Origin of the sequence: uncultured Sneathiella sp. (assembly GCF_963976355.1) — a bacterium.
In the GTDB taxonomy this organism is placed as follows: Bacteria; Pseudomonadota; Alphaproteobacteria; order Sneathiellales; family Sneathiellaceae; genus Sneathiella.
This window is the reverse complement of record NZ_CAXBKA010000003.1, coordinates 442,177-465,918: the sequence shown is the minus strand read 5'-3', so window position 1 is coordinate 465,918 and position 23,742 is coordinate 442,177. Positions and strand designations below refer to the sequence as shown.

The 23,742-nt window shown below is 58.1% G+C and carries 35 protein-coding genes and 1 tRNA gene; 21 read left to right on the top strand and 15 right to left on the bottom strand.

The window, feature by feature from the left end:
- The first annotated feature begins 80 nt into the window (after positions 1 to 80).
- The 7 genes from AAC599_RS09400 to AAC599_RS09370 all read left to right on the top strand — a co-directional run bounded on the left by AAC599_RS09400 (position 81) and on the right by AAC599_RS09370 (position 4,216).
- Entirely contained in the window at positions 81 to 638 is a 558-nt protein-coding gene (locus tag AAC599_RS09400; RefSeq protein WP_340150144.1) for a DUF177 domain-containing protein, read from the top strand.
- An 81-nt stretch (positions 639 to 719) separates the two neighbouring features.
- Positions 720 to 905 carry a 50S ribosomal protein L32 gene (gene rpmF, locus AAC599_RS09395; RefSeq protein ID WP_339632162.1) on the top strand — a complete coding sequence of 62 codons (186 nt, stop codon included), beginning with the start codon at positions 720 to 722 and terminating at the stop codon, positions 903 to 905.
- 41 nt (positions 906 to 946) lie between these two features.
- Positions 947 to 2,095, top strand: coding sequence for a phosphate acyltransferase PlsX (gene plsX, locus AAC599_RS09390; protein WP_340150143.1), 1,149 nt, complete (start codon positions 947 to 949; stop codon positions 2,093 to 2,095).
- 12 nt (positions 2,096 to 2,107) lie between these two features.
- Positions 2,108 to 3,079 (top strand): beta-ketoacyl-ACP synthase III, encoded by a 972-nt coding sequence (locus AAC599_RS09385; RefSeq protein ID WP_340150142.1) that lies wholly within the window; start codon positions 2,108 to 2,110, stop codon positions 3,077 to 3,079.
- 183 nt (positions 3,080 to 3,262) lie between these two features.
- Complete coding sequence (locus AAC599_RS09380; protein WP_340150141.1) at positions 3,263 to 3,568, top strand: integration host factor subunit alpha; 306 nt, start codon at positions 3,263 to 3,265, stop codon at positions 3,566 to 3,568.
- Positions 3,558 to 4,010, top strand: a complete 453-nt coding sequence (locus AAC599_RS09375; RefSeq protein WP_340150140.1) for a MerR family transcriptional regulator — start codon at positions 3,558 to 3,560, stop codon at positions 4,008 to 4,010. The genes AAC599_RS09380 and AAC599_RS09375 overlap by 11 nt, the downstream gene beginning before the upstream one ends.
- 129 nt (positions 4,011 to 4,139) lie before the next feature.
- A tRNA-Pro gene (locus AAC599_RS09370) sits at positions 4,140 to 4,216 on the top strand.
- A gap of 37 nt (positions 4,217 to 4,253) precedes the next feature.
- Here the strand turns inward: AAC599_RS09370 and AAC599_RS09365 are convergent.
- The 3 genes from AAC599_RS09365 to AAC599_RS09355 form a co-directional block, all read right to left on the bottom strand.
- Positions 4,254 to 4,646, bottom strand: coding sequence for a type II toxin-antitoxin system HicB family antitoxin (locus tag AAC599_RS09365; RefSeq protein ID WP_340150139.1), 393 nt, complete (start codon positions 4,644 to 4,646; stop codon positions 4,254 to 4,256).
- A 13-nt stretch (positions 4,647 to 4,659) separates the two neighbouring features.
- Positions 4,660 to 4,842 carry a type II toxin-antitoxin system HicA family toxin gene (locus AAC599_RS09360; protein WP_340150138.1) on the bottom strand — a complete coding sequence of 61 codons (183 nt, stop codon included), beginning with the start codon at positions 4,840 to 4,842 and terminating at the stop codon, positions 4,660 to 4,662.
- A gap of 133 nt (positions 4,843 to 4,975) precedes the next feature.
- Positions 4,976 to 5,608, bottom strand: a complete 633-nt coding sequence (locus tag AAC599_RS09355) for a hypothetical protein (protein ID WP_340150137.1) — start codon at positions 5,606 to 5,608, stop codon at positions 4,976 to 4,978.
- A gap of 142 nt (positions 5,609 to 5,750) precedes the next feature.
- On the opposite strand from AAC599_RS09355, the gene AAC599_RS09350 reads away from it, so the two are divergent.
- Positions 5,751 to 6,842 (top strand): COX15/CtaA family protein, encoded by a 1,092-nt coding sequence (locus tag AAC599_RS09350; RefSeq protein WP_340150136.1) that lies wholly within the window; start codon positions 5,751 to 5,753, stop codon positions 6,840 to 6,842.
- A 19-nt stretch (positions 6,843 to 6,861) separates the two neighbouring features.
- On the opposite strand, the gene AAC599_RS09345 is transcribed toward AAC599_RS09350, so the two are convergent.
- From AAC599_RS09345 to AAC599_RS09335, 3 genes are all read right to left on the bottom strand, one after another.
- Entirely contained in the window at positions 6,862 to 7,281 is a 420-nt protein-coding gene (locus AAC599_RS09345; protein WP_340150135.1) for a hypothetical protein, read from the bottom strand.
- A gap of 67 nt (positions 7,282 to 7,348) precedes the next feature.
- Positions 7,349 to 8,137 carry a CsgG/HfaB family protein gene (locus tag AAC599_RS09340; RefSeq protein ID WP_340150134.1) on the bottom strand — a complete coding sequence of 263 codons (789 nt, stop codon included), beginning with the start codon at positions 8,135 to 8,137 and terminating at the stop codon, positions 7,349 to 7,351.
- Positions 8,121 to 8,531 (bottom strand): hypothetical protein, encoded by a 411-nt coding sequence (locus tag AAC599_RS09335; protein ID WP_340150133.1) that lies wholly within the window; start codon positions 8,529 to 8,531, stop codon positions 8,121 to 8,123. The genes AAC599_RS09340 and AAC599_RS09335 overlap by 17 nt, the downstream gene beginning before the upstream one ends.
- A gap of 91 nt (positions 8,532 to 8,622) precedes the next feature.
- On the opposite strand from AAC599_RS09335, the gene AAC599_RS09330 reads away from it, so the two are divergent.
- Positions 8,623 to 9,003: a VOC family protein gene (locus tag AAC599_RS09330; protein WP_340150132.1), complete on the top strand. Its 381-nt coding sequence runs from the start codon at positions 8,623 to 8,625 to the stop codon at positions 9,001 to 9,003.
- 6 nt (positions 9,004 to 9,009) lie between these two features.
- Here AAC599_RS09330 and AAC599_RS09325 read toward each other — a convergent pair whose 3' ends face one another.
- From AAC599_RS09325 to AAC599_RS09315, 3 genes are read right to left on the bottom strand one after another with little or no spacing between them, the layout of a single operon-like run.
- Entirely contained in the window at positions 9,010 to 10,287 is a 1,278-nt protein-coding gene (locus AAC599_RS09325; RefSeq protein ID WP_340150131.1) for an O-acetylhomoserine aminocarboxypropyltransferase, read from the bottom strand.
- Position 10,288: 1 nt separating this feature from the next.
- Positions 10,289 to 10,780 (bottom strand): CoA-binding protein, encoded by a 492-nt coding sequence (locus AAC599_RS09320; protein ID WP_340150130.1) that lies wholly within the window; start codon positions 10,778 to 10,780, stop codon positions 10,289 to 10,291.
- 5 nt (positions 10,781 to 10,785) lie between these two features.
- Complete coding sequence (locus tag AAC599_RS09315) at positions 10,786 to 11,592, bottom strand: enoyl-CoA hydratase (RefSeq protein ID WP_340150129.1); 807 nt, start codon at positions 11,590 to 11,592, stop codon at positions 10,786 to 10,788.
- Between the two features lie 167 nt (positions 11,593 to 11,759).
- On the opposite strand from AAC599_RS09315, the gene AAC599_RS09310 reads away from it, so the two are divergent.
- From AAC599_RS09310 to AAC599_RS09285, 6 genes are all read left to right on the top strand, one after another.
- Positions 11,760 to 12,170 carry a PaaI family thioesterase gene (locus tag AAC599_RS09310; RefSeq protein WP_340150298.1) on the top strand — a complete coding sequence of 137 codons (411 nt, stop codon included), beginning with the start codon at positions 11,760 to 11,762 and terminating at the stop codon, positions 12,168 to 12,170.
- 178 nt (positions 12,171 to 12,348) lie between these two features.
- Complete coding sequence (gene rplM, locus AAC599_RS09305; RefSeq protein ID WP_340150128.1) at positions 12,349 to 12,813, top strand: 50S ribosomal protein L13; 465 nt, start codon at positions 12,349 to 12,351, stop codon at positions 12,811 to 12,813.
- Positions 12,814 to 12,956: 143 nt separating this feature from the next.
- On the top strand, positions 12,957 to 13,352 hold the full coding sequence (gene rpsI / locus AAC599_RS09300) for a 30S ribosomal protein S9 (RefSeq protein WP_340150297.1): 396 nt from the start codon (positions 12,957 to 12,959) through the stop codon (positions 13,350 to 13,352).
- Between the two features lie 93 nt (positions 13,353 to 13,445).
- Positions 13,446 to 13,913 (top strand): hypothetical protein, encoded by a 468-nt coding sequence (locus tag AAC599_RS09295; protein WP_340150127.1) that lies wholly within the window; start codon positions 13,446 to 13,448, stop codon positions 13,911 to 13,913.
- Positions 13,914 to 14,125: 212 nt separating this feature from the next.
- Positions 14,126 to 14,725 (top strand): hypothetical protein, encoded by a 600-nt coding sequence (locus tag AAC599_RS09290; protein WP_340150126.1) that lies wholly within the window; start codon positions 14,126 to 14,128, stop codon positions 14,723 to 14,725.
- A gap of 128 nt (positions 14,726 to 14,853) precedes the next feature.
- Positions 14,854 to 15,699, top strand: coding sequence for a fatty acid desaturase (locus AAC599_RS09285; protein WP_340150125.1), 846 nt, complete (start codon positions 14,854 to 14,856; stop codon positions 15,697 to 15,699).
- A 2-nt stretch (positions 15,700 to 15,701) separates the two neighbouring features.
- Here the strand turns inward: AAC599_RS09285 and AAC599_RS09280 are convergent, their stop codons facing one another.
- A complete protein-coding gene (locus AAC599_RS09280) occupies positions 15,702 to 16,145 on the bottom strand; it encodes a MarR family transcriptional regulator (RefSeq protein ID WP_340150124.1) in 444 nt (147 codons plus the stop codon).
- A gap of 75 nt (positions 16,146 to 16,220) precedes the next feature.
- On the opposite strand from AAC599_RS09280, the gene AAC599_RS09275 reads away from it, so the two are divergent.
- Positions 16,221 to 16,703, top strand: a complete 483-nt coding sequence (locus tag AAC599_RS09275; protein WP_340150123.1) for a hypothetical protein — start codon at positions 16,221 to 16,223, stop codon at positions 16,701 to 16,703.
- On the opposite strand, the gene AAC599_RS09270 is transcribed toward AAC599_RS09275, so the two are convergent.
- Complete coding sequence (locus AAC599_RS09270; protein WP_340150122.1) at positions 16,663 to 17,646, bottom strand: MBL fold metallo-hydrolase; 984 nt, start codon at positions 17,644 to 17,646, stop codon at positions 16,663 to 16,665. The two genes, AAC599_RS09275 and AAC599_RS09270, sit on opposite strands and share 41 nt — an antisense overlap.
- A 156-nt stretch (positions 17,647 to 17,802) precedes the next feature.
- Here AAC599_RS09270 and AAC599_RS09265 point away from each other — a divergent pair, with 156 nt between their 5' ends.
- Positions 17,803 to 18,579 (top strand): DUF169 domain-containing protein, encoded by a 777-nt coding sequence (locus tag AAC599_RS09265; RefSeq protein WP_340150121.1) that lies wholly within the window; start codon positions 17,803 to 17,805, stop codon positions 18,577 to 18,579.
- A 217-nt stretch (positions 18,580 to 18,796) separates the two neighbouring features.
- Entirely contained in the window at positions 18,797 to 19,327 is a 531-nt protein-coding gene (locus AAC599_RS09260; RefSeq protein WP_340150120.1) for a PAS domain-containing protein, read from the top strand.
- Positions 19,328 to 19,336: 9 nt separating this feature from the next.
- Here AAC599_RS09260 and AAC599_RS09255 read toward each other — a convergent pair whose 3' ends face one another.
- The 4 genes from AAC599_RS09255 to AAC599_RS09240 form a co-directional block, all read right to left on the bottom strand.
- Entirely contained in the window at positions 19,337 to 19,966 is a 630-nt protein-coding gene (locus AAC599_RS09255) for a chloramphenicol acetyltransferase (protein ID WP_340150119.1), read from the bottom strand.
- A 2-nt stretch (positions 19,967 to 19,968) separates the two neighbouring features.
- Positions 19,969 to 20,508: a histidine phosphatase family protein gene (locus tag AAC599_RS09250; protein WP_340150118.1), complete on the bottom strand. Its 540-nt coding sequence runs from the start codon at positions 20,506 to 20,508 to the stop codon at positions 19,969 to 19,971.
- Positions 20,509 to 20,610: 102 nt separating this feature from the next.
- Positions 20,611 to 21,081: a GFA family protein gene (locus AAC599_RS09245; RefSeq protein WP_340150117.1), complete on the bottom strand. Its 471-nt coding sequence runs from the start codon at positions 21,079 to 21,081 to the stop codon at positions 20,611 to 20,613.
- On the bottom strand, positions 21,078 to 21,512 hold the full coding sequence (locus tag AAC599_RS09240) for a GFA family protein (RefSeq protein ID WP_340150116.1): 435 nt from the start codon (positions 21,510 to 21,512) through the stop codon (positions 21,078 to 21,080). Before AAC599_RS09240 ends, AAC599_RS09245 begins: the two co-directional genes overlap by 4 nt.
- 399 nt (positions 21,513 to 21,911) lie before the next feature.
- Between AAC599_RS09240 and AAC599_RS09235 the strand changes: the two genes are divergently transcribed.
- The 3 genes from AAC599_RS09235 (at position 21,912) to argC (ending at position 23,733) form a co-directional block, all read left to right on the top strand.
- The gene (locus AAC599_RS09235; protein WP_161315544.1) at positions 21,912 to 22,121 is read left to right on the top strand and encodes a cold-shock protein; all 210 of its coding nucleotides are present in this window, start codon (positions 21,912 to 21,914) and stop codon (positions 22,119 to 22,121) included.
- A gap of 157 nt (positions 22,122 to 22,278) precedes the next feature.
- Entirely contained in the window at positions 22,279 to 22,611 is a 333-nt protein-coding gene (locus tag AAC599_RS09230) for a hypothetical protein (protein ID WP_340150115.1), read from the top strand.
- Between the two features lie 60 nt (positions 22,612 to 22,671).
- Entirely contained in the window at positions 22,672 to 23,733 is a 1,062-nt protein-coding gene (gene argC / locus AAC599_RS09225; protein ID WP_340150114.1) for an N-acetyl-gamma-glutamyl-phosphate reductase, read from the top strand.
- The last annotated feature ends 9 nt before the right edge of the window (positions 23,734 to 23,742 follow it).

Sequence of the window (23,742 nt, the reverse complement as noted above, 5' to 3'; positions counted from 1 at the left end):
TTCGCGCCTTCGAATCGCAGCGGCCGCCGGATGCCGCCAAACCGGTTCGACCGGAACGAATTTAGGAAGGAAATGTCGCGATGACGAAAACCGGGGGTGGTTTCGCTCGGTTGATGAATGTCGAACGCATCGGACGGGAGCCGATGAGCTTCGATATCCGGGCGACAGAAGAAGAATGTGACGCATTGGCCGCGGCCCTTGATATACTGGGCCTGTCGGACGTGACGGCCAGCGGATCGCTTGTGCGCGAGGGCGCAAACGGGCAGGTCGCGGTCTCCGGCCGGATAACGGCAACGGCGGTTCAGGCCTGCGTGGTGACGCTGGACCCGGTGTCACAGACGATTGACGAGGAATTCACGGTGTTCTACACCTTTGACCCTCGGGATGTCGTCATAGAGGAGACGGAAAAGGTGGTCGGTCTGGACGAGCCGGACCCGCCTACGCTGATCACGGGCGGCCGGATTGACCTGGCCGAGGTAATACAGGAGCAGATCGCACTGGCGCTTGAACCTTATCCGCGCCGGGACGACCTGCCGGAGGACGCGGCGGCGCAGGAACTGGACCTTGAACAGGTGAAAAAGGAGCAGGGGGTGCATCAGCCCTTTGCAAATTTGAGGGACTTGATGAGCAAGAAGTGATATGAAGGCATAACGCAAATTCATATCGACGTAATTTATATGTCGCCCCTGCCCGGGGCATCAAGAGTGAGAGACGAGAAAATGGCAGTACCAAAGAGGAAGACCACCAAATCCAAGCGGAACATGCGCCGGGCCCATGATGCCCTGCCGGGAACGCAGGTGCAGGAATGCCCGAACTGCGGCGAAATGAAGCGCGCTCATCATATCTGCGGTGAATGCGGCCATTATGGCGATCGCGAAATTCTGGAAACGAGCGACATTCTCTGATCGGCCTCAGCTGATGAGGATGGTCGGACCCGGACAGAAATATGCCTGAGAATATTGTCATTGCCCTTGATGCGATGGGAGGAGATCACGCTCCTGACATCGTGATTAAGGGCATCGACATTGTGCGCATACAATTTCCTCAGGCCCGCTTTCTGTTATTCGGGGACGAGGCGCGGCTGGAGCCGCTGCTGAAAACCTATCCCGGCGTAAGCGCCGTCTGCGATCTGCGCCACACCGACGAGGCGATCAGGTCAGAGGACAAACCCAGTCAGGCGCTCCGCAAGGGCCGCAAGAGCAGTATGCGTCTTGCGATCGATGCCGTGCGCGATGGGGAGGCCGGGGCCGTTGTCTCCGCCGGGAATACCGGCGCACTGATGGCGATGGCAAAATTCTCCTTGCGCATGATGGCGGGGATCGACCGCCCGGCCATTGCCTCCGTATTGCCATCCCCGCGCGGGGAGACGGTGATGTTGGACCTTGGTGCAAATGTCGAATGCGATGCTGAAAACCTCGTCCAGTTTGCCTTCATGGGCGCCGATTTTGCCCGCGCCGTGCTTGGCCGTGTGCCCCCGCGGGTCGCGTTGCTCAATGTCGGCAGCGAGGAACTCAAGGGCCATGATACCATCAAGGCGGCGGGGGACCGCCTCCGTTCCATTGAAAACCCGCCCTTTGAATATCAGGGCTTCGTCGAGGGCGATGACATCACGCGCGGCGTCGTCGATGTGATCGTGACCGACGGTTTCACCGGGAATGTGGCGCTGAAAACCGCCGAAGGGGTGGTCCGGCTCTTCACCGACTTCCTGCGCGCGGGCTTTCGCAGCTCCCTGATGGCGCGCATCGGCTATCTGTTTGCGCGCGGGGGGCTGAATATTCTCCGCGAGCGGCTGGACCCGCGGGTCTATAACGGCGGGGTGCTCCTCGGCCTCAACGGCATCTGCGTGAAAAGCCATGGCGGCACCGACGAGACGGGCTTCGCCAATGCAATCGGAGTCGCCGTCGAGATGGTCTCCGACGATCTGGTCGAGAAAATGCGGGATCATTTCGAGACCTTTGATATGGCGCAGAAAATGAGTAATAATGCAGCCGGGTCCGCGACGGAAGCGGAGAAGATGACTGAGGCGGCGGAAATGCCCGCCAAGGCCACCCCAAAGAATAATCAAGCCTCCAGCTCTGCTGAAGATGCCGGATAGAACAGGAAATTTATGCGCCGCTCAGTTATTACCGCCACCGGGTCCTACCTGCCGAAACGAATCCTCACAAATGAAGAGCTGTCGACGATGGTGGATACGACGGACGAATGGATCGTCGCCCGGTCCGGAATCCGGCAGCGCCATATCGCGGCGGATGATGAGCTAACCTCCGATCTTGCCACCCATGCGGCGAAGGCGGCGCTGGAGATGGCGGGGCTCGATGCGAATGACATCGATCTTATCGTGCTCGCGACCGCGACGCCGGACGAGACTTTTCCGGCGACCGCCACCGTGGTGCAGAAGAATCTCGGCATGACGCGGGGATTTGCTTTCGACGTTCAGGCTGTCTGTACAGGTTTTCTCTACGCGCTGGCGACGGCGGACAATTTTGTGAAATCCGGGCAGGTGAACCGGGCGCTGGTGATCGGCGCCGAGACTTTCTCGCGCATTCTCGACTGGGAAGACCGGACGACCTGCGTCCTGTTCGCGGACGGCGCCGGGGCCATTATCCTCGAAGCTGAGGAGGGGGCGGGCACGTCCGACGATCGCGGTATCCTGACCAGCCATCTGCATTCGGACGGCGACAAGCATGACCTGCTCTATGTGGACGGCGGACCCTCCTCCACACAGACGACCGGATATCTGCGCATGGAGGGGCGGGAGGTTTTCCGCCACGCCGTCAACAACCTCGCCAGCGTGGTTCATGAGGCGCTGGAGGCGACCGGGCTGGAGACCGCCGATATCGACTGGCTGATCCCGCATCAGGCGAACAAGCGAATCATCGACGGCACCGGCAGGAAACTTAAACTCGATCCTGAGAAAGTCGTTCTAACTGTCGATAAACACGGCAATACTTCCGCTGCATCTGTTCCCCTTGCGCTGGATGAGGCGGTACGGGACGGGCGCATCAAGCGCGGCGATCTGCTGCTGCTTGAGGCCATGGGCGGCGGCTTTACCTGGGGCTCGGCGCTGGTCCGCTGGTAATTTTGCGAATCTCTTTTTGAGGCGGCGCCCTCAGCTCCTCAATTCCCTGATCAATTTCAATCAGTTATCGCCCTTTTTTGCCTAAAAACCGACTTTTAGGCGGGTAACGGGCGGAAATTGCACCTTTATGATTGACGGCGCGGGCCGCATTGATAATCCTGTTAGGTCTAATGGGGTAAAATCATGACAAAAAACACATTGACCAGAGCAAATTTGGCAGAGGCTGTCTATCAGCAGGTCGGATTGTCGCGGAATGAATCCGCGGATCACGTTGAGGCAATCCTGTCAGAGATATCAGACCGGCTCGTCGCCGGTGAAACCGTAAAGATTTCCTCTTTCGGCAGTCTGCAGGTGCGCCAGAAATCCGGCCGCGTCGGCCGCAACCCGAAAACCGGGGAAGAGGTGCCGATCAATCCGCGGCGCGTCCTCGTCTTCCGTGCGTCCCATGTCCTGAAAGACAAGATCAACGAAGGCAACGGTGGCGCATAACGTGGCGAGAGAGGCTCAAAAACTGCAGAAATCGCCGGACGCCTTTCGGACCATCAGCGAAGTCTCGGCGGAGCTTGATGTGCCGCAGCATGTCCTGCGCTTCTGGGAGACGAAGTTCAAGATCGTCAAGCCCCTGAAGCGCGGCGGCGGGCGGCGCTACTACCGTCCCTCCGATATCGAGCTGATCCGCGGCATCCGCGACCTTCTCTACAAGCATGGCTTCACCATCCGCGGCGCGCAGAAACTCTTAAAAGAGCAGGGCGGGCGCATCGACAATGTCGACGCCATGGTCTCCGCCGCCCGGGCCGAGGGCAACCCGGCGCTCAGCCACACGGCGAGCGACGGGGAGGGAGAGGTGACGGCGCCGCTCTCGAATGACGACAGGGCGCAGATCCGCCGCGTTCTCGGGGAGCTGAAGGAGCTGAAAGAGCTGCTCGCCTGAGCGGGGCTTGAGGGGATTTCGGCGGGCACAAAAAAATATGCCGATGCCGCAGAACGGGCGTTGCCAACGCGCCTGCCCGTCAGTATAGTGCGCCAGCCTCGGGCCGGGAACGGTTCCACCAGGACATGGCGGGCAGTAGCGCAGCCTGGTAGCGCACTTCACTGGGGGTGAAGGGGTCGTCGGTTCAAATCCGGCCTGCCCGACCAATTAAAAGCCTCGAAACCTCACCGTTTCGGGGCTTTTTTAGTGGCGGCCTTCAATCTCGTTGAGCGCGGCTTCGGCGAGAAAGGCGGAGCGGTTGAGGCCACGTGACTTGGCCGCCTGATCGATGGCGTCGAGCGTTCCCTTGTCCATGGAGATATTGGCGCGGACGATGCGCGTACGGCTGGTCACCAGCGGGATCGCCATCAGGAAGGCGCCCTGAGCGATTTCCGCCGCCACTTCCGCCCGGATTTCCTCCAGATCGCGGGGCTCGGGCACCTCTTCGCCTTCAAAGTAAAGCGATAATGCCTCGGTGGCGTTGGGCTGAAGGTCGGCAAGCTCATCGGCGGCGGAAAAACAGCCCGGCGCGTCCGGAAACTCAACGCCGTAGGCGCTGTCCGGGTCCTTATGAACAAGGGCGATAAACTGTTTCATGTCCTTCTCTCCTTTATATCCAGCCAGCCATCTTCGCGATACTGCGGGCGGTGCCAAGCGGCAGGTCCTTTTTCGGGTGCGGCACCACGACAACGAGCGGCCCTTTCCGGAATTTATGGTGAGAACCCTTTACGCTGACAAGCTCGAAACCGTCCTGCATCAACCTCCTGACGATTTTCCTGCTATCCCGCTCCATGCGCAAATATATACACATTTTTTGATTAAAGTCAAGATGCCGGTCCCAATCCCGGCCTGCCCGACCAATTGAGAGAGCCTCGAAACCTCACCGTTTCGGGGCTTTCTTAGTGGGATAATTGAACTTCGAAAAATTAAATATCGAAATCTATGTTTAAATCTGGGTATTTGACATATAGAATATCTCGTAATTCAATTATTTTTTCAATTTTCTCTTTCAAATCCAATACAACACTTTCGTTTATATTTATTTTGTTCTGTATTTCTTCGTCCCATGAATTAAAATCTAGTGGTCTTAATATTCTAATGTCTAATAGAAGCAATCTTAATTTAACTTCTTCGTCTAGATTCATTATATGTATTGCATCGACGAGAGCGGAGATCTTCGGTTTTGGTTTTAGTTTGAAAAAATCTATCGCGGCTTGCCATGGGTTTTGAGTGTCTTCTTGGATTTTATCTAATGCTGCCTGATAGTATCCGATAGTCTTAGAAAGCTCTAAAGAGAGTAAGCTCGCTGCATTGTATGCATTTTCCTTTTTTTCTGCGCTATAGCGATAAGCTGCTACGTAGGCAGAACCCCATACGGTTATTCCAGCGGCGAAAACGACTCCAAAGAAATTTAAAATCGCATTGCTCTCTACTTCTGACCATATCCGTGGGATCAAAATATATAGTGTTAGCCCCCCACCGACGATCACGGCGAGCCAGCCAAACACGGTGACGCCCTCATCAAGTGGTCTTGCAAACCATTTTCTAATATGATCCATGCCTTGAAATATCCTGCATTTATTCCCGTAATGCAAGTATCGGCACGTAGGCTTATAGTCCTTCTTCAAAACCCCTGCGACGGAGTGCCGCAATAGCTCGCGCTATATTGCTTTTGCGCAGGTTTCGGCTATGGTGCGGGCCATGACGACGGATGTTCAGGAAAACAGGGTCGCGCCCGCGCATGACGGGCGCAGGCTGGTGGTTGGATGGCTCGCGCTGGTGGCGCTCTTGGTGTTTGCCATGATCGTGCTCGGTGGGGTGACGCGGCTCACCAATTCGGGCCTTTCCATGACCGACTGGAAGCCGATTACGGGCTGGCTGCCGCCGCTCAGCCACGAGGCCTGGATGGCGGAGTTCGAGCGCTACAAGGCCTTCCCCGAATATCAGAAGATCAACAAGGGCATGTCGCTCTTCGAGTTTCAGGAAATCTACGCCTTCGAATATGCCCACCGCGTGCTCGGCCGCATTATCGGCATCGCCTTCTTCGTGCCCTTCGTGCTGCTGCTGCTCCTGAGAAAAATCCCGAGGCAAATGGCGCCCCGGCTTGCGCTTCTGTTCCTGCTCGGTGCGGCGCAGGGGGGCATGGGCTGGTTCATGGTGAAAAGCGGGCTGGTCGATGATCCGGATGTGAGCCATTACCGCCTGACGGCGCATCTCGCGCTCGCGAGCCTGATTTTCGCGGCGCTGCTCTGGACGATTTTCGATCTCCTGCGCCCGCCGTATCAAGGCCACCCGGAGGCCCATGGCGCGGTGCGGCGGGTGGCCTGGGGGCTGCTGGCGCTGATCGCGCTGCAGATCCTGATCGGCGGCTTTGTTGCCGGGCTCAACGCGGGCTTCATCTATACGGACTGGCCGATGATGGGCGGCACCTTCCTGCCCGCCGATATGTTCGACCTCGTGCCGCTCTATCACAACTTCCTTGAAAACCCCTCTACCGTGCAGTTCGTGCACCGCATGGTCGGCTATGCCATCGCCGGGGTCAGCATCTGGCTCTATCTGATCAGCCGCGGGCGGGACCTTGGCGTAGGCGCGCGGGCCGGGATCGCCGCGCTGGTCTCTATGGTGTTCGCGCAGGTCTTCCTCGGCATTGTCACCCTGCTCTATGTGGTGCCGGTTCCTCTTGGCGCGGCGCATCAGGCGGGCGGCATGCTGGTGCTGGCCTTCGCGGTCTTCGTCGTCCATGAGCTCGGCGCCGAGCAGGGCCTGAGAAAAGCCGGCCAGCCCTCAGGCTGACCGGTCTCCAAACATTTGATTAACGGTGGAAATTACCCTGAGTCCAATAGTTCGAGGGAGGAGTATCGTCAACGGCGGGCTCTGTTGGAACGCCGATCTGGATGCTCCCGCCAAAACCCTCCGCATAATAGGTGTTCGCGCCGATGGCCGTCGTGCTGACGGCGGTATAGGAGAAATCGCCGGAGGTCGGAAGGCCGAAGAAGGATGGGGCATGCACGTCGTCATTGATGACGGTGATGGCCGCTGTTGCGCCAACGTTGCTGGACCCGTAAGTCGCGGAATAGGCGCCGCCGTTGGTGATGGTGCCGGTCGTATCGCCGACGTTAATCCGATTATAGCCACTGGTATTCGTGCCGCCCGCCGGGGAGCTCTGATCCGCAGCAAACGCAGGAGCCGCCATCATGGACAGGGCCATGGCTGTAATAATAAGTTTCTTCATGGAATATTCCTTTCACAGTAATGAATAATGAAATGACGCTCGCCTGTTTGATAAGTTTGTTTTTTGTCTAACTTTTGATGGACTGGTCCTCAACCCCCTCGACAGCATCGACAATCTGCTGGCAATCCTTGCGAAGATCGGGGTTGAGCTGGCTCAGCATTTCGTAAAAGCCGAACTGGAGCATTGAGCGAAGAGAGAGCTGCAGCGGTTCGCGGTTCTGGCCGCTGATGTCGAGATCAACGAGTGTGCTGCCGAAGAAGCGCCCGATGCCGAAGCCCGCCTCATCGGCGAAGATCTGCTTGGAGACATTGACCGCCGCCAGCACTTCGGAGGTGCGCGCATCTGTGAGATGCAAATCGAGCCCGACAATGGCGCGGTTCTGGCGATAGCGCGGGCCGATCCCGGCGATGGTCACTTCCGCCGCCGCGCCCGGAATGAAATCGAGCGTGTTAACAGAACCCGTGATGTAGTAGTCCATCAGAGTGAATTGTTTCGCATCACGGATACCGAGCTGGATTTCCGAGATGACGGGGCGAGGGTCACGCCGGTTGACGACGCTTTCCGCCTTCGCCTTGATCAGGGTTGTCTGCATCATGTCACCCGCGCCCTGGGTGACAAATTTGCCGGTGCCTGCGTATTCGCCGCTGAATTTGCCGGTGGCGTCGACGATCTCGCCGACCGCCCAGACGCCGCCAAGCTTTGCCTTTGTTGCAATACAGGTGATCAGCCGGTCGTAGGGCGTGCTCACGTTCTGCACGGGCGGCCCCACGGGCAGGTCGACATTTTCATGGCTTGTCGCGATGCAGCCGGTTAGCAACAGCGGCGTCAGCGATAAGAGTTTAAGGATTGCTTGCATTATTTGGCACCGTGCAGGTTACATCGTGGGCTTCGATGTGATTGGATCCGGAGGAATCTGAGGACGCAATGCTCGCGGTATCGCCGCAATTGGTCGTGGTGACAGAGACTGAGCCGTGCGTGCCGCCATTGAAGATTGTCTGTGCGCCGATCGTGTTCGTCTGCGCGCCGATATTGGTGATGAAGGTGTTATTCTGGTCGAAACCGTCATAAAAACCGTTTTCCTTCTTCTCAATCAGCTCCGCAATGATAGACTTCGTCAGAATGTCATAGGATGTCTGGAAGCCTGCGCTGTTGTTCCAGCCTTCGGCCGCGGTGACGGTGCCGTCCTTGGCGGCGGCAAGTGATGGCAAGGTCAGTGAAATAATTATGGCAAATATTAATGAGTAATTCATGAAATTTCCTTAATAATGACATTTTTTACTTAGATAGTTTAAAATAAAAAATATGCAAATTCTTATTTAAATAAAATTAAAGAAATAATAAATGATAAAAAATCTGGATCATTTCGTATTGACTGTTATCGATTTAGAACGAACGAAAGCGTTTTACTGTGAAATATTGGGAATGATTTTTGAGGAATTCGCAAAAGATCGTCAGGCGCTGAAATTCGGATCGTCAAAAATCAACCTGCATGTCGCGGGGCGCGAACTCTCGCCGCGGGCGCATCTGGCGAAGCCGGGCACGGCGGATCTGTGCTTTATTATCGAGGGGGAGCTGGAGGAGATGCAATCCCGGCTGCTGGTTGCCGGGATCGACATTCTGGAGGGGCCGGTCAAGCGGACGGGGGCGCGGGGGACGATTACGTCCCTCTATGTGCGCGACCCCGACCTCAACCTGATCGAGCTATCGGTCTACGATAGCTGAGATCGCCTAGCTGGCGGCGAGGGCCTGATCCAGGTCGGCGATGATATCCTCGACATTCTCAATGCCGACGGACAGGCGGATAACATCCGGCCCGGCCCCCGCCGCGACCTGCTGGTCTTCGTCCAGCTGGCGATGGGTGGTGGAGCTGGGGTGGATGATCAGGCTGCGGGTATCGCCGATATTGGCGAGATGGGAGAACAGCTCGACGCTCTCCACCACCTTGACCCCGGCGTCGTAGCCGCCCTTGATCCCGAAAGTGAGCACCGCCCCCGCGCCGCCGTTCAGGTATTTCTGGGCGAGGTCATAATAGGGATCGCCCTTGAGACCCGCGTAGGAGACCCAGCTCACCTTGTCATGCTTTTGCAGATATTCCGCGACTTTGAGCGCGTTGGCGCTGTGCCGCTCCATCCGCAGCGGCAATGTCTCGATCCCGGTCAGGATCATGAAGGCATTGAACGGAGACAGGGCCGGGCCGAGATCGCGCAGGCCCAGCGCCCGGCAGGCAATGCCGAAGCCGAGCTCGCCGAAGGTCTCGTGGAACTTGAGCCCGTGGTAGGAGTCGTTCGGCTGGCTCATGGTCGGGAACTTGTCCGACGCGCTCCAGTCGAACTTGCCGCTGTCGATGATCAGGCCACCCATGGAGTTGCCGTGACCGCCGAGGAATTTCGTCGCCGAATGCACGACGATATCCGCGCCATGCTCGATCGGGCGGCAGAGATAGGGGGTCGCCAGCGTGTTGTCAACGATCAGCGGGATGCCCGCCTCGTGGGCGATATCGGCAATGGCCTGGATATCGGTCATCACGCCGCCCGGGTTGGCGAGGCTTTCGATAAAGATCGCCTTGCATTTCGGTGTCAGGGCCTTCTTGAAGCTCTGCGGATCCTTCGGATCGACGAAAGTCGCGTTCCAGTCGAACTTCTTGAAGGACTGGCTGAACTGGGTGATGGAGCCGCCATAGAGCCGGGTGGAGGCGAGGAATTCATCGCCGGGCTGCATCAGGGTGTGAAAGATGATGAGCTGCGCCGCATGGCCGGAGGCAACGGCGAGGCCCGTCGCGCCGCCCTCAAGCGTCGCAACCCGCTCTTCCAGGACCGCGTTGGTCGGGTTGGTCAGGCGCGAGTAGATATTGCCGAAGGCCTGAAGGTTAAACAGCTCCGCCGCGTGATCCACATCGTCGAACACGAAGCTGGAAGTCTGGTAGATGGGGGTGACGCGGGCGCCGGTGGTCGGGTCCGGCGCAGCACCGGCATGGATGGACAGGGTCTCGAATTTTGGATTGCTCATGCTATTTTTTCCCTACTAGTTTGGATCGTTTTGAAGAAATCACGCCGGACCGGCCGCCCATGAAGGCAATCTCGCCGGACAGGCGGCCATATTCGATTTTGGGGCATCGGTTCATCACGACCTTGATGCCGGCGGCCTCCGCGGTCGCTGCCGCTTCGTCGTTGCGGACGCCAAGCTGCATCCAGACGACCTTCGCGTTTATCGCGATGGCTTCCTCGACAATCGGCGGGATCGCCTCGCTCGCCCGGAAGCAATCGACCATATCAATCGTCACGGGGATATCGGAGAGGGAACCATAGGCCGTCTCGCCCAGCAGTTCCTGATCCGCAAGGCCCGGATTGACCGGAATGCAGCGATAGCCCTTGCGCTTCATATATTTCATCACATAGTAGCTCGGCCGCGAGGGGTTGCTGCTCGCGCCGACCACCGCAATGGTTTTGACGTCATTGAGGATGCCGCCGATATAGTCATCGGCGTAGGTGTCGTGGTTCATGCGGCTTATTTTCCCCGCCAGACAGGCGTGCGTTTTTCCTTGAAGGCGTGCATGCCTTCCTGTCCGTCCTCGGAGGCGATATTCTCCTGCATCACGCCGGAGGTGAATTTATAGGCCTCATCGAGCGGCATATTGAGCTGTTTATAGAAGGCGGCCTTGCCGAGTTTCAGCACATAAGGCGATTTCGAGGCGATGTTCGCCGCCATCTTCTTAAGGTACGCATCCAGCTCGTCCTGGGGCAGGGCGGCATTGACCAGCCCGATTTCCACCGCCCGCGCCGCATCGATGAAGTCGCCGCTGACCAGCATTTCCATCGCCTGCTTCGGCGCGACATTGCGGCTGAGCGCGACCATCGGGGTCGAGCAAAAGAGCCCGAAATTAACGCCCGAGGTTGCGAATTTCGAGCTGTCCGACGCATAGGCCAGATCGCAGGAGGCGACAAGCTGCGTCCCCGCCGCCGTCACCGCGCCATCGACGCGGGCGATCACCGGCTGCGGCAGGTTCACGACGCCCTGCATCATCGTGCAGCACTGGGTGAGCAACTCGCCGATGGTATCATCCTCATTGGCGGCGATGACCTCTTTCAGGTTATGGCCGGAGCTGAACACCGGGCCCGTCGCCTCGATAATCACCACATGGATATCGCGGGAGGCGGCAATCTCGTCCAGCACGTCCTGGATCCGTCCCATCATCGCGCGCGAGAGGGAGTTGCGGCTCGTCGGATCGTTGAGCGTGATGGTGGCGATATGATCGGCGACATTCAGGCGGATGATGTCTTCATTGTCCTTGCTTGTTATTTCTCTGCCAGACATTGGGGAATTCCTCGCATTTTCATCTTTGACAGATACCATAATCCTTTCTGGCGGCGGATCAATGCCATTGCGGTAATTTTCTGCGGGCGCTGCGAAAGGCTTGCGACGCCGGGGGAGGGCGACTATCTTGCCCGGACCCATAAGAGGAGAAACCGCCCGTGCCTGTCATGTCCGCCGAAATGCTCGAAGCCTTCAACCGGGAACATTTCCCGCAGGTCGATCATCTGAACCTGAAAGTCGCCCATGTCGATGACCGCTCGATCACGGTGCTGATGACAACGGCGGAGCGGCATTTGCGCCCGGGCGGGACGGTCTCGGGCCCGACGATGATGGAAATGGCCGATGCGGCGATGTATCTCCTGCTGCTCGCGCAGATCGGCCCCGTTGCGCTCGCCGTCACCACCAGCCTCAATATCAACTTCCTCCGCAAGCCCGAGCCGGGAACCTTGCGGGCGGAGGGGCGGCTGCTCAAGCTCGGCAAGACGCTCGCCATCGGGGAATTCAGCCTGTTTGCGGGCGATCTCGATGATCCCGTTGCCCATGCCACCATGACCTATGCCATCCCGCCGAAACGCTAGGGTATGTCTTGTGGATAAAATTGAGGTATTATGATACCACAAAGATAAAAGCGTGAAATAACTGCATTATTTCGGTTGACTTGGGCACGGAGTGATATTATACCCGCGCATCAGACCGGGGAGCCAATCGCTCCCTTTATTTTGTTGTGGCACGCTTGATGCGAAGGCTGGAAGTTACATGAAAACCTATTCTGCGAAACCGTCCGAGGTGGAGAAGAAATGGCTGCTGATCGATGCTGAAGGGCTCGTTCTCGGTCGTCTTGCCTCGATTATTGCGACCCGCCTGCGCGGCAAGCATAAACCGATGTATACCCCGAATATCGATTGCGGTGATAATGTCATCGTCATCAACGCGGAAAAGGTCGCGCTGACCGGCAAGAAACTGACCGACAAGGTCTTCTACTGGCACACCGGCTATCCCGGCGGCATCAAGAGCCGGACCGCCGAGAAGACACTCGGCAGCGCCCATCCGGAGCGGCTGATCCTGAAGGCGGTTGAGCGGATGATCCCGCGCGGACCGCTGGGACGGGAGCAGTTCAGCAACCTCCGCGTTTACGCCGGGGCCGAACATCCGCATGCCGCACAGAACCCCGAAGTGGTCGATGTTGCGTCGATGAATTCCAAGAATGTAAGGAGCGCCTGAGTATGGCCGATGAAGCAAACTCCCTTGAGGATTTGAAAGACCTGACCAAAGGCGCCGCAGCGGACGCTCCGGCTGTCGCCGAAAAGGGCGCCGAGGTGATCGAGGCTGCCGAGGTTATCGAAGTGGAACTGCCCGATCCCGTGATCGACGGGCAGGGCCGTTCCTACGCCACCGGCAAGCGGAAAAACGCCATTGCCCGCGTCTGGATCAAGCCCGGCTCCGGCAAGGTGACCGTCAACGGCCGCGATCAGGACGTCTATTTTGCGCGCCCTGTGCTCCGCATGATCCTGCTGCAGCCGTTCGAGATTACCGACCGCGTCGGCCAGTTCGACATTGTCTGCACGGTGAAGGGCGGGGGTCTCTCCGGCCAGGCCGGTGCGGTCCGTCACGGCATCTCGAAGGCGCTGACACTGTATGAACCGGCCCTGCGCCCGGCGCTGAAGGCGGAAGGCTTCCTCACCCGCGACAGCCGGACAGTGGAACGTAAGAAATACGGCCGCGCGAAAGCCCGCCGGAGCTTCCAGTTCTCCAAGCGTTAATCGCAAGAGCATACGATACAGAAAAGGGCTCGCTTCGGCGGGCCCTTTTTTATGGATAGTATAGTGGTGTAGCAAGATTTGGGATTTGAGATCATGGGCAAACGGTTGTTTGTTGCAATGCTGCTGACCGCGCTAATTGCAGGGGTCGGGACGGTAGGGGCCTTCGACGCTGCGTCTGGCGCTGATCCGTTTGCCGGGCGTTGGAGGGTGGCGGAGGTCAGGGCGGCCGGTGTCCACACTATGGAGTCCTTTCAGGAGGCCGAGGCGCTGATCGGATCAACGCTGTCCGTTGCAGCGCGGGCCATTCGCCTACCCGATGGGACATTCTGCGCCCGGCGCGCGGCTGAGAAAATCATCCTCAGGGATGATATGCAGACTTTCGGCTCGGCGGGCGGGTCCTGGCGAAGGATAGGGCTTGAGGCGTCTGCTGAGCGACAATATCATGTCCTGCAATCGGAACTCGATTGCCCGCGATCCTTCAACCGGTTGCTGGCACAGCCACGACAGGGTGTTTTCCTGATCGGATATAATGAAGTCTATATCCTGCTGGCAAAACTCTAGACCCGCGCGAAAGCCCGCCGGAGCTTCCAGTTCTCCAAGCGTTAATCGCGAGAGCATACGACAAAGAAAAGGGCTCGCTTCGGCGGGCCCTTTTTTGTTGGGGGGAGAACCGTATCAAAGTATTGCATGTAGACATAGTTGAACAATACGATAATCAATATAAGATAACTGTGATGTTGGACATGCTGGCAATATAGAATTCCTTGTATGAAATGAGCTATGATAGAGAGAAAATATTAGCGAGGAGACTAAACGATTTCCTTGTGAATGATCTCGGGACTGAAGATTCTGACTATTATATAAAGATGGATCTGCAAGCTTTATTGAAGCTAAAAACCGTGCTCAGCGATATTAACAACATAGTAACTATGAAGTTGACGCTGGCATTCGTTGATTGGCTCTCAGAAAAATTATGCTGGAATGAGATAGAGAAGTCAGCTGTTCTTAAAGGTATTTATTCTACAAAGCCGAATACAAATGGCTTTGATTTAGAAGCAAATGTGGGAACTATCCCGATTATTGCGGAAGTAAAATGTAATATTCCTGTAAATGGCGGGGATAGTTACGGAGCCGCACAGAAAGCAGGGATTTTAAAAGACATTATTTCTTTGTTGAATGGAAAGTCCAAATCAAGCATGAATTCTTCAAGATGTTTGAAGTTTATGGTTTTTGCCCAATTACCTGAAGTAATGGCCGCAACGGAAAAACTCATATCCACCCGGAAAGATTTTGAGGGCATAGTTTCTATATGCTCAAATGAAACCAAGCTTAATAATTGCGATAAAATATATGTCGTTTTCATAAATATGTAATTTGATACATTTGGTTCCTTCCGTCTCCCCGCCCAAAATGTCGCATTTCATTACGGAAAATTCTGCCGTAAGCTCTTTCCATGGACAGCCGTGAGTTTATAAAGTCCTTAACGAAGGGACAGCGGGAGATGTTGACGCGCCGCTCGGATATCAAGGGGCTGGTGCATCTTGCCGGGCATGCGGGGCTGATCCTTCTGATCGGGGCGCTGATCGCGCTAAAGGGGCCGGGCTGGCAGCTGTTGATGCTGCCGCAGGGGATACTGATCCTCTTCCTCTTTACCGCGCTGCATGAGAGCGTGCATCGCACGGCGTATCGGAGCCTCTGGCTCAACAAGGCCACGGCGTGGCTCAGCGGGCTGCTGATCGTCCTGCCGCCCGAATGGTTCCGCTATTTCCATATCGAGCATCACCGCTTCACCCAGGACCCGATGCGCGACCCTGAATTGCAACGCCCGAAGCCCGCGACGCTGGCCGGGTATATCTGGCATGTCTCCGGCCTGCCGATCTGGGCCTCCCATCTCCGGACCCTGATCCGGAACGCCGCTGGCCGCTGCACGGATCCCTTCGTGCCGGCGCATGGCCGCGCGAGCATCACGCGGGAGGCGCGGGGGATGCTGCTTCTCTATGCGCTGCTGGCGGGGGGTTCCATCGCCGCGGGCTCGACCCTGCTGCTCTATGTCTGGATTATCCCGGCGCTTCTCGGTCAGCCGTTCCTGCGGCTTTACCTGCTGGCCGAGCATGGCCTCTGCCCGGAGACGGAGGACAGCTTCACCAACACCCGCACGACCATGAGCAATCCGGTGATGCGCAAGCTCGCCTGGAACATGCCCTTCCATGCGGAGCACCATGCCTTTCCCGCCGTGCCGTTCCATGCGCTGGAGAATCTGCATATGCTGATGCGGCCGCATTTGCGGGAGACGGAGAGGGGCTATATCGCCTTTCACCGGAGATATTTCAGCCAGCTCCGGCGCTGAGGTCAGGGCTTTTTCTCGACCGCCCGCATGGCCGCAACGGCCTTGCCCATGAGTTTCAGGAAATCCGCCTGCTCCGCTGGCGAAAGGGTCGAGAGCACCACCGCATTCTGCGCCTTTGCCGCGCTGATTGCCGGGCCTTCGAGTTTGCGCGCCTTATTGGTCAGCCAGACCCGCTGCACCCGTCCGTCCGTCGCATCTTTCCGCCGGGTGACGAAGCCGTCCCGCTCCATCCTGTTCAGGGTGTTCGCCATCGTCGCCTGCTCGATATCGAGGCGGGTCACCAGCTCCTTCTGCGTCAGGCCGTCATTCTCCCACAGCTCCAGCAGGGCCGGAAAGATCCCCGTGCTGAGGCCGAGCGGACGGATTCGCGCGTCCAGCCCGCGGGCAAACAGACGCGCCATATGGTTGGCGAGATAACCCGCCGATTGTTCCTTTTTGAATGTCATTTCCTCTTTTACCACTTGCATAGCATGCTATGCAATATTATATAGCAAGCTATATATAAAATCCAAGAGGAGGAGATGATGATGAAATTCCTGCATCCTGTCGCCGGGGCTTTGGCGCTCGCAACGATTATGACATTCTGGATGTCGACGGCCGTATCGGAGTTGTTCGCCTCGCCGCAGGTGGTGACGGCGGTCAAGACGGCGATCCCCTGGGGCTTTCTGCTGCTGGTCCCGGCGCTGATGGGGGCGGGGATATTGGGGTTTCGCCTCGCGAAGGGGCACGGCGGCGCGATGATCGAGAGAAAGCGTCGACGGATGCCCTTTGTTGCGGCAAACGGCTTTCTCATCCTGATGCCCGCCGCCTTCTTTCTCGCGCATAAGGCGGAGGCGGGGGCGTTCGATGCGGTCTTTTATGGGGTGCAGGGGGTCGAGCTGCTGGCCGGGGCCGCCAATATCGTCCTCCTCGGCCTCAATATGCGGGACGGTCTCCGGATGCGGGCGGCGCGGCGGGGAAGCGTTACGCCGCCTCTTTCAGCGAGCGGGTCTCGCCGATCTTGAGGATCCAGGCGTTGTCGGCGCCATAGTCCTGGTCGATGGCGGCCTGGCGGAAGCGGATCGGTGCCTCGAACGGGTCCTCGGGCGTCAGCAATACCGTTCCCCAATGCATGCCAAGCGCGCGCCGGGCGCCGATGGCGCGGGCGATCTGGATCGCATCCTCCGGCGTCGCATGGACCATTTTCATGATCTCGCGCGGCTCATAGGCGCCGATGCCGACGATGGCAAGATCGAACGGCGCCTGTTTCTCGCCGATCTCATGGAAGATGTCGCCATAGGCGGTGTCGCCGGAAAACCAGATATTCTCCGCCGCCGTTTTGATGCCGAAGCTCGCCCACAGGGTTTTCTTCTGGTCATGGACGCCCCGGCCCGAGGAATGCACGGCGGGCAGGGTGGTGATGGTCAGCCCGTCCTCCGACCAGCTGTCCCACCAGTCCGCCTCGATCACCTTCGTATAGCCGCGCTTCCTGAAAAAGGCGGCATTGCCGAGCGGGACGATGACCTGCGTATGCTCCTTATAGGGATAGGCGCGGACCGTGCGGGCATCCAGATGGTCGTAATGGTTATGGCTGACCAGCATGACATCGGCCTTCGGCAGTTCCTCCGCCTTGAGGGCGGCGGGCACATAGCGTTTCGGCCCGACCCGGCCCGGACCCGCATTCTCGGACAGGTACGGATCGGTCAGGATCACCTTGCCGCCGGTGCGGATGATAAAGGCCGCATGGCCAAGCCAGGTTACGCTCGGGTTGCCGCCGGCGGTGATGCCTGCCTCGACACCGGAGCGGTCGAGTGCGTGGCCCGCGGGCAGCTCGGGGACCTGCTTCTTCTTCATCTGCCGGTAGATAAACCGCATCAGGCCGCGCTTGCGCATCTGGAGGTTGGGGCTGCCCTCCGGGTTCCGAAAACCGCCGCGCGGGTTATGATGATAGGGTTTTTTTGCCGTCATATATATGTCTCGTCTGGGACAGGAACTCCTCTATAACATTGCGCATTTTGCGGAAATTTCAATAGTTTTGGGGCGCGTGTAATGATCGCGACGGGCAACGGACAGGATGACAGGCGCGTGCTTTCATGCCACTCTTTGCAAAAAGGAGTATAAAAAATGACAAAACTCGAAAATTACTATGATTGGGACGCGATTCTCGCCGGGCTGAACAAATATTTGCGCATCCGGGCGACGCCGATCGGCATGAAGCTGTTTGAGACCAAGGAGGAGATGGAGGCGGTCGAGAAGATCCGGCGGCCCGGCTCCATTCATACCGCCGACCAGATCGTGGCGCAGGCCTGCCGCCTCGGCTGGACCGTCGGCGCAACGGCGGAGGATTTTGTCGGTGCGCAATGCGGCGCGGTGATGGGGCTGCATCCGCAGGATGCGGAATGGCGCGAAGGCGCGCGCTACGCCGGGGTCTGGTATCAAACGCCGGAGGATGCCCGCAATCACCAGTCGGCGATGACCGTGGTCCCCTCGGGACAGTTCCAGGCGATGGCGGTCTCGCCGCTTGCCTCCAAACGGCTGAACCCGCCGGATATCTGCCTGATTTACGCAACTCCGGCGCAGATGATCCTGTTCATCAACGGCCTGCAATGGGCGGGCTATAAGAAGCTCGATTTCTCGGTCGTCGGGGAATCTTCCTGCGCCGATAGCTGGGGCCGGGCGCTCTCCACCGGGGAGCCGAGCCTGTCGCTGCCCTGCTTTGCCGAGCGGCGCTACGGCGGTGTGCTGGAGGATGAACTGCTGATGGCCATTCCGCCCGCCTATCTGCCGAAGGTGATCGACGGGCTGGCGGCACTTTCCAAGAACGGGCTGCGTTATCCCATCCCGCAATATGGCATCCAAAATGACGCGCGCGCCGGACTTGGCGTAAGTTATAATAAATAATCGGCTTTTTCCCGGTTTTCGAGTGAGAAAAATGTCCAACCCGTTTGTTTTCGCCGGTTTCCGGCCGGCGGATAACGAAATTGTTTGTTGGCATACAATGAATAAACCGGTATATTTTGGGGACCTAATGAAACAACGATTAATATATTTCGCTGGTTTTGCGCATGCGCGGACCAAACCGTCAAGCCTGCTATTGATCGGGGGACAAGAGTAACGCATGGTCTATGAGAAGTTCGACGACATCGACTGGGTGACGCCGGATGCGAAGGAGTTTGCGGCTTACTGGCGCAGTCTTGACCGGGACGGACTTGTTCCCAGACGCAGCCGTTTCGACCCCACCAAAATTCATTCCATGCTGCCCGCCATCGCCATGTATGAGGTGGTGTCGCGGGACGAGATCATCTATCGCCTGGCGGGGACGGCCATTGTCGACCGCTTCGGCATGGAGGTGACGGGCCGGAACCTGCTTGATTTCTGGGAAGGGGAGGCACGGGAACGCGCGGCGGCGTCCATGTATGAATGCGTCTCCCGCCCCTGCGGCATGTTCACGAAGCTGACCGGGGTGACGCAAAGCGGCGAGGTGGAGAACAGCTATGCGGTCGGCTTCCCGCTGCTCGATGACCATGGCGTCTGCAACCGCCTCGTCTTTTATTCCAGCGAGTTTCAGTTCACCAATATGCGCCTCACGCGGGAGGATCAGATCAAGACCCTGAGTGCCGCGAAGACCGTTTTTGTCCTGCTCGACTAGAATTCGTTCCTAGAACTTCTGCAAATTTTCCTGAAGGCGGTCATAGAACCGGGCCGCGTGCAGCCCGTCCATCAGGGCGTGATGGGCCTGGAGATTGACGGAGACCCTGACGCGGCCATTCTCCTCGATGATCTTGCCCCAGGCAATGCGCGGGATGCAGTCATCCCTGTTTTGCAAGGGGTGGGTCGCGGCGGTGAAATCGAGCCAGGGCATGCAGCTTAAGTAAATCCACTGATCCTCGCCGGCGATGTCGTCCGAGAGCTTGGTCTGCCGGCTTGCCTTTTCCTTGGCGGCGGTCACCTCCGCATCGAAGGCCGGCCAGTCCTCCTGATAGCGCGCCTCGCAGAAGGCAAAATGATCATTGGCGATGGGCACGGTGAAGGAGGGGTGCACGATGTCATGGCGCAGGACCTCCTCACCGCGAAAGCGGGTGCGGAACTCGGGAATGCCGTTGACCGTCCGCATGATGCCATAGAGCACTGCATTAAAGAGGGAGCGCCTGTCTTTCCGCGCCGTCTCGACCAGCGGTGTTATCTCCACCGGAGCGGTCAGGCTGAAATGCGGCACCTCCATGCTGCGAAACAGGAGATATTGCTCCCGCCGCTCCCATGTATCGATATCGACTCGCTCCGTGCTCATTCTCAGTCCTCTTCATCCGCGGGCAGCCCCGGCAGCATCTTCGGCGTGACGTAATGCAGCAGCTCTCCGCGACCTTTAAGCTGGCTCCAGTCGTCGATGTCGAAGCGGATCTGGGTGAGGGCGGCGGTCGGGTATTTCTTCTCGATCATTGAATAGCTGTTCTCCGCCGTCGGCAAGGCGAGGTTGAGGGCCATCTGCTGCATCGTCGGGTTATGGCCGATGATCATGACATGCGCCTCCTCGATCGCCGAGCTTTTGAGATAGCAGACCAGCCCGTCGCCATGACCGGCCGAATAGATCGATTTCTCGATCTGCACCTCGATCCCGTCGGGCAGGAAAGGGTTGATCTGTGACAATGTCTCGCGCGTCCGCCGGGACGGGGAACAGAGGATCAGGTCGGGAAAAATCCCGTGCTCCGCCATATAGGTCCCGATTTTGAGCGCGCCGCGCCGCCCGCGCGATGTCAGCGGCCGGTCGATGTCGGCCTTGCCAGGGTCGGACCAGCTTGATTTGGCATGACGCAGCAATGTCAGTTTATGCATGAAATATCTTTTCCCCGTTATCCTCAGAGCAACGCGATGTATCAGGCGTGCATGGATTTATTATGACATAAATCTGGCCATGTCCGGGCGAGGATCAAGACCCTAACTTTCCAGATCGAGCCTTTTATGCCAGTCGGCAATGGATTCGGCGGGGTATTCGTCAAAAAGCTTATCGTCGGGTCCGGTGTCCAGCGGCACCCAGCCTTTCTTCGATCCGAGCATCAGATGGGTGCGCTCCGGTGCGGCGGGCAAGTCCGTATCGATGGCGGAGGCGAAGGGGTGGATAAGCTCGGGCCAGCGCGGATCATAGACCCAGAGCGCGCTGCCACAGTGTTTGCAGAAATGGCGCTTGGCCGGGCTGGGGCCATCCTCCAGCCGGACCTGATAGACGGAGATATTTTCCTCCCCCTCGACCGTCAAGCTGTCCGCATCGCCGCCGAGATTGATGGCGAACCCGCCGCCGCCCTGCGTCTTTCGGCAGATCGAGCAATAGCAGTAGTTGAAGGGATAGGGATGGGCGCAGGTGAGGGAAAAGGCCACCGCACCGCAATGGCAGGATCCGTCGAGTTTCATTGTGCATCTCCTTCGCTGCTTTTCGGATCGCCGGGATAGGTGTCATATTGCGGCAGGCCGTCGGTAATGTCGTAGTAGCCTTTGCGGCCCTTGACGAAGATATGCGCCTCCGCCGTCAGCGGGACGTCGCCGTCGAACGATCCGGCGAGGATGCTGATATTGCCGTCCCCCTCCATGCGCCAGAACAGGCTGCAACCGCACTCGCCGCAGAAGCCGCGCTCCGCCCAAGGGGAGGATTTGAACCATTTCAGGCCGCGATCCTCGGTCAGGGTGACATCGCTCCTTGCGGCGGCGGTGGCGGCGAAATAATGGCCGCTCGATTTCTGGCACTGGCCGCAATGACAGTAGGAGATTTTGCGAAGCGGGCCGTCCACTTCAAAGGTAACCGCGCCGCACAGGCAGCTTCCACGGGCTTTCTGATCACTGGTCATTTCTCAGGGGTTCTCCGGCTTGCTGTATCAGAGGAGAATAGCCTGCGCATCCGGACCCGTCAGCAATAAAAATCCGCCCCGCAGGAAGCTGTTTGCGGTTTTTCGGGGAACGGACAATTGAGTTAGTCTGTTTGTCTTCAGTTTGGAAGGTTGCTTAAAAATTAAGCGGTTTGCGGGATATTGTTGCAACTAATCCGGCTGTGTTTCACAAAAAGTTGATTTTCCTCAAATCTTTCTTGCAAAAAGGTAAATTATCAATTAGGCGAGTCCTCGGGAGTCCATTATTCTGGCTGAAAATTGCTAAGGGGCGGCGCTTCCAAGGTCAACCGGTCGCCGCTATTGGGCACTTCGACGGCGCTGTTGGCCTGATATATAGATGAGTGTCCAGGAGACTAAGACATGGCAAAAGGTACAGTAAAGTGGTTTAACCCGACCAAAGGTTACGGTTTCATCGCACCAGAGGACGGCGGGTCAGACGCTTTCGTGCATATTTCGGCTGTTGAACGGGCCGGTTTGACGACCCTTCAGGAAAACGCGAAAGTTCAGTATGAACTGGTTGAAGGGCGTAACGGTAAAGCATCAGCGGAAGAACTCGTGCTGCTGGACTGAGATAAGGTTCCGATACGAAAGAGAAAAGGCGGCACTGGGTGCCGCCTTTTTTTGTGGCGAATTCAGACGGAAATATTTGAGAAACCTTTGCCAGGGGGCGAATTTCGTGTAAGAAATCGCCATGAACCCCGCCCCAGCCGGCGACAGGAAAGCAGGAATGACATATTCGATCACGGACCCGGACGACATCAGTATCGAGAAGCTGGAGATCGCGCTGGACGCGGCAGGCGCCTTCCGGCTCCGTCTCAAGGAGCATGTCCATGAGCTGACCGGAGAGGAACTTGTCGCGGAAATGCGCGACCAGCTTGATGTACGCGGCTCGGTCCGGGCGGCCCTCCTGCGCAAGGCGAACAAGGTTATTCTGGCGGGCCTGAAAAAAGGCCGACTCCGATTAAGCGACGAAGCCCGAGAGGAATTCGATCTGAATGTATTGATCTGGTTCGCGGATAAATGCCTCAAGGATGAGCATCGCGGATATCTGAAAAAATAACGCTTATACGGGGTCCGATCCCGGAGGAGTCCGGCGCATTTCCTGCCTGGAAAGAAAGACATGACAAAGACAACACAGAAAATCAAGGCCGGCGTGCTCGGCGCGAGCGGTTACACGGGAGCGGAGGCCATGCGGCTCTTGCTCCGGCATCCGAATGTGGATATCTCGCTGCTGACCGCCGACCGCAAGGCCGGACAGCCGGTGGAGGATGTCTATCCGCATCTCGGCGGCTATGGCCTGCCCGATATGGTCGCGGTGGAGGATGCCGACTGGTCCCAAGTCGATGCCGTCTTCTGCGGCCTGCCCCATGGCACCACGCAGGAGATTATTGCAGGGCTGCCCGGCTCGGTGAAGGTGATCGACCTCTCCGCCGACTTCCGGATCGAGGATCCGGCGACCTATGAACAATGGTACGGCCATCCGCATCAGGCGCTGGAGCTGCAGAAAGACGCTGTCTATGGCCTCACCGAACTGAACCGCGAGAAGATCGCCGCCTCCCGGCTGGTTGCCTGTCCGGGCTGCTATCCGACGGCGGTGCTGCTGGCGCTGGTGCCGCTAGTGGGGGCTCAGCTGATCGATGCCGATGATCTGGTGATCGATGCGAAATCCGGCATTACCGGCGCTGGCCGGGGCCTCAAGCAGAACACGCTCTTTAGCGAGGCGGGCGAGGGGCTCAGCCCCTATAGCATCGCCGGCCATCGCCATGCGCCGGAGATCGAGCAGGAGGTGGCGAAGGCCGCGGGGCGTCCGGCTGCCGATATCCGGGTCAATTTCGTGCCGCATCTCATTCCGATGAGCCGGGGCGAGCTGATCACCGCCCATGTCCGGCTTGCGCCCGGCAAGACGGTGCAGGATCTCCGGGCCGAGATCGCGAAAAGCTATGAAGGCGAGCCCTTCATCCGGCTGCTGAAAGAGGGCGCGATCCCGCAGACGCAGATGGTGCGCGGCTCCAACAATTGCGTGATCAATGTGTTCGCGGACCGCATTCCGGGCCGGGCCACGGTGATTGCGGCCATCGACAATCTGGTCAAGGGCTCCAGCGGACAGGCGGTGCAGAACATGAACCTGATGTTCGGGCTCGAAGAGACTCTCGGCCTTGAACAGGCGCCGTTGTTCCCCTAATAATAAAAA